This window comes from Streptomyces sp. NPDC048623, from assembly GCF_040650755.1.
Lineage (GTDB): Bacteria > Actinomycetota > Actinomycetes > Streptomycetales > Streptomycetaceae > Streptomyces.
This window is the reverse complement of the sequence record NZ_JBEZHV010000053.1, coordinates 1-10,995: the sequence shown is the minus strand read 5'-3', so window position 1 is coordinate 10,995 and position 10,995 is coordinate 1. Positions and strand designations below refer to the sequence as shown.

Genomic DNA, 10,995 nt, shown 5'->3' with positions numbered 1-10,995 from the left:
CGGCTGAACCGGATGGAGAAGAACGGGCTCAGGTACGCGCCCGGCGAGACCTCCTCTGGGCACCGCGTGATGCTCCGCTCCGTCCACGACCCGGAGATCTGCAAGGCGCTCGACCTGGAGCCCGCAGAGGAGGCCGTGATCCGCATCCGGGTCTTCCGCCAGGACGACAAGCCGACGTCGGTCGGCGTCTCGGTGTACCCGCCGCACACCACGGCGGTGGTCCCCGAGCTGGGCGAGGACGTCCGGATGGTGAAGCAGTTCGACAAGCTCTACACCGAGCGGACCGGCCGTGAGGTCGTGAAGGGCCAGCGGACCGCGCACGCCCGCCAGGCGTCGCAGGACGAGCTGGACGCCCTGGAGATCGACGCGCCGCCGCACGTGTCCGTCTCCGTGCTGGTGACCACGGTGACCTTCCACGACGACGAGCGCCCGCTCGCCTTCTGGGAGGACGTCTACGCCCCTGGCTCACGGGTGCCCATCGGGGAGTGACCCCCGCCGCCGCCGAAGACCCACCGACCCGGAGAGGAACCGCACATGGCACTCGGAGAGATCACCACCACCGACCTGAACGGCTGGCAGTACCGCGCGATCGGCGTGCTCGACAGCCTGGTGAAGGCCGCGATCAAGGCGGAGCGGTACCCGCTCGACTGGACGCTCACCAGCAACGGCGCCCTGCGCGGCGAGGTCACCAAGTTCGGCCGCCTCAGCGAGAACGACCGCCGCTCCGTCTTCGACGAGTGGTGCCGGGTCGTGGGCGCCGGCGCCCCGCGCGAGTCCAACCGGTTCGAGGGCGGCACCCGGCTGACCGCCGTGTTCAAGCACCCCACGAATCGTGGCGAGGTCCACGGCTCCCTCGTGCTCGACATCGATCCGCCGGACGACGACCAGGAGTAGCGGCCCCGTACGGCCCCTGAGAGCCCCCTCCGACCACGGCGGGGGCTCTCGCGCGTCCTGAGAGCCCCTGCCGGGCCGCTCGCAGGCGTCTGCGGGTCACAGAGCCTCCGGCGGCCCTCCGGGGGGCCACCAGTCCCAGAGGGGCGGGGGATCGCGGGTCTCTGCGGGTCCGTGGGTGGTTCGGCAGGGTCGCGGGGGTTCCCTCCGGTCTGAACGGCACCGGAGGCCAGCACACCGACGCCGGGGCCGCCAAGGTCGTTCGTCCAGTGGGGCGCTCCACCTTGGCGGCCCCGGCGTCGGCGCGCTCTGGGGCAAGCCCTGCCGCCCAGACCGGAGGGAACCCCCGCTCAGCCCCCGCCGTGGTGCAGGCGCGCGAAAGGCCGGCGGGCCTACTCGCCGTCGGCGGCTTCCAGTCCGAAGAGGGTCGGGGCGTCCGCCGCGGGGAGTGGAGCGGGGCGCCGACGCTGCTGCGGAGTCGGAGCCGGTACGGCGGCCGGGCGGTGCGCGGCCTGGCGGGCTTCGAGCTCCCGCAACTGCGCGTCGACCACGTCCGGCGAGCGCACCCATCCGTCGCCCGGGTCAGCGGCCGGGCCCGGTGCCCGAGTTTCGTCAACTGTCGGAACCGAGTCCTGCCGGGTATCGACAGTTGACGAAACGGAGCGCGCGGCGTCGGCCCGGCCGCGCGAGTAGGCGACGAGCTTCACCTCCGCTTCGCGCCGGGCCCGGTACGCGTACTCGCGGTGGGTCCGCGAGCAGTAGTCCCGGCTCCGGCCGACGCCGGACTGCTTGATCTCGCCTCCGCACCAGGCGCACAGCTTCGCGCCGTCGGTGCCTCTCGGGGTGTCGTGCTTCATGCCGCCCGACCGTACGCGGTGCGTCACGTCTCGTAGGGCGGCACGTCCCACCGCCCGAAGCGCCGGCGCTTCGCCGCGGCGACCCGGCCCCGCTCCTCGAGTACGTCACCGCCGCCCCCGTACGTCTCCGAGATGACGTACGCCGACGACCACCAGGAGCAGCGGCTCCCGACGCAGCACACCTCTGGCACTTTCGACGTCCGGCACCCGTACACCTCTGGCACTTCTGCTCGCCGCCCCTGATCAACGACCGCTGTCCCGCACGACGGACCGCCTCGAACAGATCCCCCACACCTATGCATCACGACCAGCAGGCCGACCAACACACCCTTGCATTCCGATCCGAAGGCCACCCCGAACAAGATCAAGACGGTCACAGCTCATGCATTACGAGCAAGATCAACACGGGCACACCTCTTGCATTACGGCGCGGGGGGCTCTGTGGGGAAGTTGTCGGCGTGCCCACGAGCCGTCTCCGGACCCCTTGTCCACCAGGTCAGCGGGTACGGCGCAGGCCCGCGTCGAGCGACAGCTACGGAACCCGAAACGGCACTCGGAACGGGACCTGGAACGGGACTCCAAACGGGACCCGGAAGGGAACCCGGAACGGAACCTGCCGCCGGGGAGGACCAAGGTATCGTCGCTCCGCGCCGATACGGGGACCGTGCAAATGCTGCGCGAGGCCGACGGCAGACTGCCGCCATGAGCACGATGCGCCGCCCGTTGGGCACCGGTCCGAGCACCACCAGGAGCACGCCGTCGGCAGACCCAAGCCCGCGGCTTCTGCCCGTCGAGCGAGCCGAGCCGGGTGCACTCCTGGGGGAAGTCGAGCACCAGGACGTGGCCGACCGGAAAGGCCGGCGGAACCTCGGGTCGGGCTTCACTCCGACACCGGAAGGGGTGTCGTAGGGAAGTAGTCGGCGCGGCCGGACCCCTTGACCGCGCACGTCAGCCACCCCGGCCGGGACGCCTGGGGGCAAGTTGTAGAGCAACTTGGAGGGCAACTTGTGGAGCAACTTGCAGGGCAACTTGTACGGCAACTTGTAGGGCAACCTGGCGCCCGATCCTGATTCCGGATACTCACCGGGGATCCGGAATCAGGACCGCCCGACCACCCCGGCCGCCCTCGGCCGGGGACGCCGAAGACCGTCTTCGGCGATAACTTGCTCCGCTCGCGGAAGCTCCCCTTCGGGCCCAACTTGCTCGCGCCGGCGGGCAGCAGATCCGGGCAGCAAGGTAGTGCGAACTGGGGTCAGTTTCGCGGCGGCCGGGGACGGCCGGGGGTGTAAACCGACCCGTAAACCAGCGTGTGACAGGGGCACCTTCGCTCCCCCGCCCCGACCTGCACGGGCGCCCTTCCATCTCCGAGACCACCCACTCTCCACGTGTTCCGTGTGGGTGGTCTCGGAGTTTCCAGGGGTTCAGGTCGGGGCGGGGGAGCGAAGGTGGTCAAGGGGGTGCGGGTCGAGTTTTCGAAGGTTGGTCAAGGGGTTGTGGCGGGAGTTTCCAAGGCGGGTTCGGTCTGGGCGGGGATGGAGGCGGTGGGGTTGTGCGCGGCGGCGAGCTGGCGGAGGAAGTCGGCGTGCAGCTGCTTGTGCGCGGTGGTGAGTTCGGCGGGGGTGAGGGTGGCCGGCAGGGCGGCGAGTGCGTCGGCCAGTTCGCCGCGGAGCCGGAGCATCAGGGCCTCGGCCCGTCGCTTGGCCGCCTTGCTCTGCAGGCGTTCGAGCATGGCGGCCTGGACGTCGGCCAGCTCCTCCGCCGTGGCGATGCGGACGTGGTCCGCGCGGCCTCCGAGGCTGCCCACCATGTCGCCCACCGAGTCGTAGAACTCGCGGACGACGATGTCCTCCATCTCCTTCTCCGCGTCGGTCCGCTCGACCGTGCCGTAGGCGTCGCCGGTGAGGACGACGCCGCCCGTCAGCGGCTCCTTGGCGGCACCCGCGTACACGAACTCGAGGTCGCCCTCCTCGGAGTCGTCGCCCACGAGGTGGACGTGGCCGCGCAGGCCGCGCGTCCACTCGATGGCCCGCCGTCCGGCGAACGCGTCCTCGTACTCCGCCCACCAGGCCCGGAGCTGATCGGGCCTGCCGTAGCCCTCCGCCCGCTTCGGGTTGGTGCCCTGCACCTCGATGTCCCAGAGCCGGTAGAGGATCTGGAAGGGCGTCATGGACTTGTGGCCCCGGCCGGTCTTGGTGTCGGCCCGCAGGGTCTCCATCGCGGCGCCGCTCGCGGCGTCCAGGTCGGCCGCCACCGAGTCGGCCGGCGGCTTTCCGTCCTGCACCTTGGTCAGGTACTCGATCAGGGCGGCATCGTCGGCGGACCGCACGATCTTCACCATGACGCCGTGGCCCTTGCCCTCGCACTTGCAGTCGCGGGTCTCGCACTCCTTGGACGGAGCCCACTCCGGGTCCATCTTGCCGAGGGTGGCGGTCCAGAAGTCGCGCAGCCACTCCTCCCACGTCTCCAGGTCCTCGGCCGTGGGGTCGAAGTAGCCGGTCACCGTGCCCTTGGCCGGGGTGCCGTCGAGGGTGCCGCCCAGGAAGACGAGGAGGTTCATGTGCGGGTGGAAGCCGTTCTTCTGCGACCGCGTGACCTCCGAGGCCCGGACCATCCCGGCGTAGCCGATGCGGTGGCGCAGGCCCTCCTCGGCCGGGCGGACGGAGTGGCCGAAGCTGCCGTCCTTGCGCTCCCACCAGGAGACCGCCTCGGGGCGGCCGTAGAACGCGGGGTCGGTCAGCATCCGCTGGTAGGCGCCGGGCACCCGCCGCGGCTTGCCCGACCGGTCTAGCACCGGTTCCCCGCGCGCGTCGAGCTTGGGCTCGCCCCACAGGGCCGCCGCGAGGCGGGCCAGCTCCGTCGTGCGGTTGTGCCGGGCGGTGAGCACCACCACGGCGAGGATGCCGCCCTGGGCGATCCAGCGCAGGGCGCCGGTCTTCAGCTCCTCGGTGCGGCCCCGGCGGATCGAGGCGGAGCACTCGGGGCAGAACCAGATCCGCCCGCACCTGACGAGGCCGATGGTCACGGCGTACCCGCGCGTGGACCGGGCGATGATCACGCCCGTCTCCGGGTCGAGGATGCGGACGCCGCACCCCTTGCACGCGTCGATCTTGGAGAGCTTGTTGAGCACCTTCCGGCCCTGCCACCGGCGGATCGGGGCGGAGGTCGCCTTGCCCGCGCGGGTCTGTTCTGAGGGGCGCGGCGCCCCCTCAGACTCCCCCGCTCCACTCTCCGGACGTTCTTGCAGGTCAGAGGCGGTCTGGCCGTTCTTGGAAAACTCTGTCAACCCTTTACCGAGGTGTCCACCTCCGGTGGACTGTTCCCGCAGGTCAGAGGCCGTTTTCGGGGGTGCAGAAGCGTCCGCCGCCCGCTTGCGGCAGTTCGGCCCGCAGAAGACCTGTGCGGCGCGCTTACGCGTGAAGCGCTTCCCGCAGTTCCGGCAGCGGACGCGCGTGGCCTGGGGCACACGAATGGCCCCGGTGGGCGACGCGTCCGAAGGAGCGGTCGCCACAGGGGCCTGTGGTCCTGCATCATGGGAATGCACTACGTGAGCACCAATCCTGAGTCCGTGGAAAGTCGAGGGAGCTTGGTGTTCGCTCCGGGCCCGCCGTGCTACCGGCGGGCCCTTTGCGTTGTCTGAGGTTGTGGGGCTGAGCCTGCCACAAAGTGGCGGACAACCAGCCGATATACGCCCAGAGCCCTGTGCGGCAGATGTGACTTGATGGGCCGTAAGGAGCCCCGCCAGCCAAAAGGCCGGCGGGGCTCCGGTGTTACGCGGCGGCTTCGACCGTCCACTCCCATGGCTCGCCGTCAGCGGCGGCGCGGGCGGCGGCGTCGGCCAGGGCGCGGGCGAGAGCGGAGGCCCGCGGCTTCAGGTGCCGGGCGCGGGAGACCTTGAGCAGCTGCTCGGAGACGAGCGCGGCGTCGGCGGCCGGGAAGGTCCGGGGCTCCGGGTGCTCCAGGGCGGCGGCGAGCGGGGCCACGGCCTGGCGGTCGTTGTACGGCACGGAGTTCTCGACCCAGGCCGCGAGGGCGGCGACCTCCTTGAGGAGGTGGCGGTCCTGGCCGAAGAAGTCGGCGCCGTGGCTGACGACGACGCTCGGTTCGGCGTCGTGGATGGCGGGCTTGCGGCTCATGCTCGGTCCTCCTCGAAGTCCAGGTCGCACCAGCGGCAGGGGACGCCGGGCTTGTCCATCTCGTGGTGCAGCCGCATTCCGGCGGCGGTGGCGATGACGAGCAGGGCGGTGGCCCACCCGGCGGCCGGCGGGAGCCAGCCGGGGTTGCCCCACCCGATGACGACCCGGGCGCCGACCGCCGCGAACGGGGCCGCCACGGCGGACGGAGTGTGGGCGAGCCACAGCAGGGCGGCGCGCACGCGCCACGACTTGATGAGCAGGAACAGGCTCCGTCGGGTGCTCACGCCGCCTCACCCAGCTCCATGACGCGCTTGGCGACCCAGCCCGTGGACCATCCGGTGAGCGCGGCGATCTCGCGCTGTGAGCGGCCCGCGCTCACGCCGTCGATGACGGCCTGGCGGGCGTCGGCCTCGCTGAGCTTGGCGGGCGCGTCGTCGTGAGCGGGGGCGCTCACGGTGGCGCTCACGCCGGGCCGGGGGGTGCTCACGGCGGGGCTGACGGGCGTCAGGGGGGCCCGGCGGGCGTCGGCTGCCTTCCGGTCCCGCTCGGCCTTCTGCGCGTCCTCCTTGGCCTTGCGGGCGGCCTCCTGCTCACGCCGCTCGCGGGCCTGGCGGTCGGCCTCGGCCTGGCGCTCGCGGGCCTGGCGCGCCTGCTCCTCGCGGTGCCGGGCGTCGGCGCGGTCCTGGCGCTCCGCCTCCAACTTCGCCTCGTGCTCACGCTCCTCGCGGGCGAGGCGGGCGGCGTGCTCACGCTCGCGCTCACGCTCGGCCTGCTCCTCGCGGCGGCGCTCACGGTCGGCGGCCTCCTGGCGCTCACGCTCCTCGCGGCGGGCCTCCTGCTCGCGCTCACGGTCGGCGCGGGCGCGGTCCTCGCGCTCACGGAGTTCGCGGCGCCGGGCCTCCTCGCGCTCACGGCGCTCGGCCTCGATGCGGGTCGAGGCGGCGGCGATCTCGCGCCGCCACTTCAGCGACGCCTCGGCCACGACGATGAGCACGGCCGGGGCGGCGGTGTGCACGAGGGCGCCGACCCAGTCGCCGTCGAGGACGGAGTTGCCGACGTTGAGCGCGACGGACGCGCCGCCGGTGAGCACCCGCAGGGCGAGCGGCCAGCCGGTGGTCGAGCCACCGAGGCGGGCGACGATGGCGTCGACCCGGATCGAAATGACGACCGCGACGTCGACCACGAGCGGAAGGATCGGCGCGGACCACTCCCAGCCCTCCGGGGTGGAGCGCTCGACCAGCGGCGTCACGGTGAAGACCGAGAACAGGATGACGCCGAAGACGATCACCCACGACAGGCGGAGCACCTTCTCCGCCTGGTCCACCTGGGCCTGCGTGTTGAGCTGCACGGTCACCGCCCCGCCTTCGCGCGGGAGAGGAAGCCGCGGGCGGTCGCGCTGACTTCGGTCCGCTGGACGACCGTGCCCTTGTAGACGTTGGTGGTCGAGGTGCGGCGGACGCGGGAGAACGCGGAGCCGATGGCGGTCGCGGCGGCGGCGAGCCCGGCGAACGGGAGCGTCACCATCAAGACGCCGTTGAGCGTGACGGAGGCCAGGCCCTGGAGAACGAGCCAGGCTCCGCAGCCGATGCCGGTGATGCCGGCGCCGACGCCGATGCTCGCCACGGCGACCCCGGCGGCCCAGGCCGGGACGATCCGGTGGTCCTCCTGGCGGACCGGGGGCGTGGGGCCGAAGGCGGGGACGGGGGAGTCGTCGCGGTACGAGGTCGGCACGACGGGGGTCGGCCGGTACGCCTCCGCGATCAGGCGGGCGGCCTCTGCCGACGCCTCGGAGTCGGTGAGATGCTTCGGGTCAGTGGTCACGGGCTCTACCTCCGTGGTCGCTGCGCGGGCCGCCCCGGTTGCTTCGGGGCGGTCCGTCGTCGTTCGGTGTGCGGGGGGTGTGCGGCACGCTGTGCGGGGCGGTGTGCGGGGCGATTCACACGCCGCGTGACGTGGGGATTCGCGCTGTGCGGCTGTGCGGCGCTGTGCGGGTGTGCGGGGCGCTCAGACGCCCGCGAGGGTGGCGATGAGGCGGTACGTGCCCTGCTCGCCGGTCGGGGCGAGGCGGCCCTCCTCGGAGATCTTCTTCAGCTCCTTGGAGACCCAGGAGCGGTCACGGCCGATCTGCGCGAGGTACGGGCCGAAGTCCTTGACCGAGACCGTGCCGCCGCCGACGGAGGCGAGCATCCGCACCATCTCGTCCAGGAGCTCGCGGGCCTCCTCGGTCGAGGGCTTGGCGTCCGGGAGGGCGGCCGACCCGGCGGCGGCCGGGAGTTCGGCGGTCGCGTCCAGCTCCGCGTCCTCCTGGTCGACGAGCGCGGCGACCTCCTGGGCCGACTCCTGCTCCTCGGTCAGCTCGACCGGCGCGGCGGCCGGGGTCGAGGCGGCGGGGAGCGGGGCGCCGGCCGCGCGCTCGCGGCGGTGGGTGAACAGCGTCCCTGCGACTCGCTCGGCGGCGGCGGCCGTCACCGCGTCCAGCTCGGGGCGCACGGCCGCGAACTCCCGGACGATCCAGGCGGCGGCCTTCTCGTACTCGCCCGACGGGCCGGTCCAGAACGTCCGGGCCGGGTTGGCGTACAGGTCCTCGTCCACGCCCGCGCTGACGAGGTACACGTACCCCTTGCGCTTGTTGCCCCAGGCCGCCGGGTTGGCGCCCGCGTCCAGGACCTCCTCGGGGAGGGCGAACCCGGCGTCGTCGCCCTTCACGCCGAAGCACATCGCGGCCGGGAGGCTCGCGCGGGTGTCGGTGCTGAGCTGGTAGCCGGAGGCTCGCTGCATGGAGACGACCAGGGAGACGCCCGCCGACCGGGCCTCCTGGGCGATGCCGGTGAACACGTCGTCGCCCAGCTCTCGCAGGAGCTTGGCCGCCTCCTCGAACCAGGCGAGCAGGTACTGGAGTCCGGGGCAGCCGCAGGCGCCGGCCGCCGCGCAGGAGTGCGCGGGGTTGGTCTGCGTCTGCGCGGCCGCGGGCTCCCAGGCGCGGTAGCCGTGGTTGCGGAGCCACTCGGTGCGGGCGGGGATCGCGGCCTGCACGGCGGCGACCATCGCCCCGGCCGACGGGGTGTCGAGCGCGGCCCAGTCGATCGCGGGCAGCAGCGGCTGGAAGTCCTGGCCGCTCTTGGCCGCGTCCGCGAGCCACACCGCGATGTCGCAGCGGGTCAGGAGGTCCATGAGGATGTCGAGCGCGCCCTCGGTCTTCCCGGAGCCGGTCATCCCCATGACGAGCAGGTGGATCGCGTCGAGCAGGGGCAGCAGCAAGTCGCTGCCGTCGTCGTAGACGCCCAGGCGCAGCGGCACGGCGATGGTCTCGCCGGGCGCAAACGGGCCGGGCCACACGGTCGGGGTCTTCAGCATGTCCTCGGGCACGATGACGAACTGGCCCTTCCTGGCGGAGTCGGGGTCGTGGCTGACGCGGATCGCGGTGGTCGGCACATCGAGGGCGGAGGCGATCCGGGGGATGGCCTTGGCCACGTCGTCGTTGGTCAGCTCCCCGGCGGGCAGCTCGTACGGGACCGTGACGCGGTTCGGCTCGACCTTGACGTCCTTGAGCTTGGTGCGGGCGAGCCCGACCTTCTCCAGGAGGCCCTTGTCCGAGTCGGACCCGGAGGTCTCGGCGCCCGAGGACCGCATGACCTGACGGATGTTCCAGGTCAGGGCGAGGCTCGCGCCGCCCATCAGGTACAGGTCGGGCAGCGGGCCGGTGAACGGACCGGAGAGGGCGGCGGAGGTGAACCACGCCGACCCGGCCGCCACGGTGATGGCGGAGTGGAGGCGGCGCTGCTGGCCCGTCGACTTGCCCGCCCACCAGGTCGCGGCCGTCAGGCCGACCGAGGCGAGGGTCAGGCCGACGCCGGGCCAGGGCGAGCCGCCCCACAGCTCGTGGGCGCCGGCACCCGTGAGTCCGACCGCGCCGGTGACGATCCACGGCGGGGTGTACGGCTTGGCACGGTGCCAGAGCCAGGCGCCCATCCCGGAGGCGGACGACCCGGAGTTGAGGCGGTCTTCCTGCTGCTGCGATGCGTCCTTGCTGCTGGTCACGGCGTCCCGCCTCTCAGAACTTGAAGGGGTTGGTGGAGGCGGCGCGCTGCGGGCGCGGACGCATCAGGTCGGCGTACTCGCGGGTGAAGGCGCCGTACGCCCCGACGGCCGACTTCGCGGCGGCGGTCGCGCCGTCGGCGGCCTTCTTGAGCTTCCGGGAGACCTTGAGCGCCCTCATGCGGCCCTGGATCGGGTTGTCGCCGGGCAGCGTCTGCGCCTGGGAGAGGCGGGCCTCCAGGATCTTGCTCGCCATCGCCAGCTCGATGGCCGCCTGGATCATCAGCGCGCGGACCATGTTGCAGTAGTTCCGCACGTCGTCGGTCGTGTTGAACTCCGGCTCCCCAAGGACGAAGTGCGACCCGCCGCCCCCGCCCTGCTGACCGCCTCGGATCGGGGCGCCGCCCTGGCCGCCGCCACCGCCAGCGCCGTTCGAGGTGACGTTCAGGTTGATCCCGAACTTCGGGGCAAATCCGGTGAAGTTGTTGTTCCTCGTGCTCGCGCCCTTGGTCTGCGCGCCGTTTGCCCCGGCCTGGGGCGGAACGTTCCTTGTGGCCACGACAGGCACCTCTCATGCCGAAGGTACGAATCTGTCGGCAGCCAGGTACTTCACGTACCTTGCCGACGGCATGAAGGTACATGAAGCACCGCCCGGAAGCAAGATATGTACCTTGGGGCCATCCTTGATGTACCTTCGGGGGAGCGCGACGTTCTGACAAAGAGGGAGAAGCCGTGGCATACAAGGCACCGGAGGGGAAGGGGTACGCCGACGTGGCGGCCCACTTCCGCGCACTGATCAAGGCCGGGGAACTCGCCCCGGGCGACGCGCTGCCGTCGGTCAACGAGATCCGCGAGCAGTTCGGCGTGGCGTCCAAGACCGTGAGCCGCGCGCTCGGCCTGCTCAAGAGCGAGGGGCTCGTCAGCTCCCGTGGCGCCCTGGGCACGGTGGTGGAGAAGTCGCCGCTCGTGATCACGGGCGCGGACCGGCTGAACCGGATGGAGAAGAACGGGCTCAGGTACGCGCCCGGCGAGACCTCCTCTGGGCACCGCGTGATGCTCCGCTCCGTCCACGACCCGGA

11 protein-coding genes are annotated in these 10,995 nt (G+C 72.2%); 3 read left to right on the top strand and 8 right to left on the bottom strand.

Annotated elements, in window-relative coordinates; translation table 11 throughout:
- Together AB0C73_RS35970 and AB0C73_RS35965 are read left to right on the top strand one after the other, a co-directional pair.
- Nucleotides 1–489, top strand: a 489-nt coding sequence (locus AB0C73_RS35970) for a UTRA domain-containing protein (RefSeq protein ID WP_362538146.1), incomplete at its 5' end; no start/stop codon positions are given.
- Nucleotides 490–534: 45 nt separating this feature from the next.
- Nucleotides 535–894, top strand: a complete 360-nt coding sequence (locus tag AB0C73_RS35965) for a hypothetical protein (RefSeq protein ID WP_362538144.1) — start codon at nucleotides 535–537, stop codon at nucleotides 892–894.
- 389 nt (nucleotides 895–1,283) lie between these two features.
- Here the strand turns inward: AB0C73_RS35965 and AB0C73_RS35960 are convergent, their stop codons facing one another.
- From AB0C73_RS35960 to traA, 8 genes are all read right to left on the bottom strand, one after another.
- Nucleotides 1,284–1,748, bottom strand: coding sequence for a hypothetical protein (locus AB0C73_RS35960; RefSeq protein ID WP_362538142.1), 465 nt, complete (start codon nucleotides 1,746–1,748; stop codon nucleotides 1,284–1,286).
- Nucleotides 1,749–3,231: 1,483 nt separating this feature from the next.
- Nucleotides 3,232–4,875 (bottom strand): replication protein, encoded by a 1,644-nt coding sequence (locus AB0C73_RS35955; RefSeq protein WP_362538140.1) that lies wholly within the window; start codon nucleotides 4,873–4,875, stop codon nucleotides 3,232–3,234.
- 640 nt (nucleotides 4,876–5,515) lie between these two features.
- Nucleotides 5,516–5,881, bottom strand: coding sequence for a hypothetical protein (locus tag AB0C73_RS35950; protein ID WP_362538138.1), 366 nt, complete (start codon nucleotides 5,879–5,881; stop codon nucleotides 5,516–5,518).
- Nucleotides 5,878–6,165: a hypothetical protein gene (locus tag AB0C73_RS35945; RefSeq protein ID WP_362538137.1), complete on the bottom strand. Its 288-nt coding sequence runs from the start codon at nucleotides 6,163–6,165 to the stop codon at nucleotides 5,878–5,880. Before AB0C73_RS35945 ends, AB0C73_RS35950 begins: the two co-directional genes overlap by 4 nt.
- On the bottom strand, nucleotides 6,162–7,235 hold the full coding sequence (locus AB0C73_RS35940; protein ID WP_362538135.1) for a hypothetical protein: 1,074 nt from the start codon (nucleotides 7,233–7,235) through the stop codon (nucleotides 6,162–6,164). Before AB0C73_RS35940 ends, AB0C73_RS35945 begins: the two co-directional genes overlap by 4 nt.
- On the bottom strand, nucleotides 7,232–7,702 hold the full coding sequence (locus tag AB0C73_RS35935; RefSeq protein WP_362538133.1) for a hypothetical protein: 471 nt from the start codon (nucleotides 7,700–7,702) through the stop codon (nucleotides 7,232–7,234). Before AB0C73_RS35935 ends, AB0C73_RS35940 begins: the two co-directional genes overlap by 4 nt.
- Nucleotides 7,703–7,885: 183 nt before the next feature.
- Nucleotides 7,886–9,919 carry a plasmid transfer protein TraB gene (gene traB / locus AB0C73_RS35930; RefSeq protein WP_362538132.1) on the bottom strand — a complete coding sequence of 678 codons (2,034 nt, stop codon included), beginning with the start codon at nucleotides 9,917–9,919 and terminating at the stop codon, nucleotides 7,886–7,888.
- Between the two features lie 13 nt (nucleotides 9,920–9,932).
- Nucleotides 9,933–10,475, bottom strand: coding sequence for a plasmid transfer protein TraA (gene traA / locus AB0C73_RS35925; RefSeq protein ID WP_362538130.1), 543 nt, complete (start codon nucleotides 10,473–10,475; stop codon nucleotides 9,933–9,935).
- Between the two features lie 173 nt (nucleotides 10,476–10,648).
- Here traA and AB0C73_RS35920 point away from each other — a divergent pair.
- Nucleotides 10,649–10,995: winged helix-turn-helix domain-containing protein (locus AB0C73_RS35920; protein ID WP_362538128.1), on the top strand; the 347-nt coding region annotated here is incomplete at its 3' end.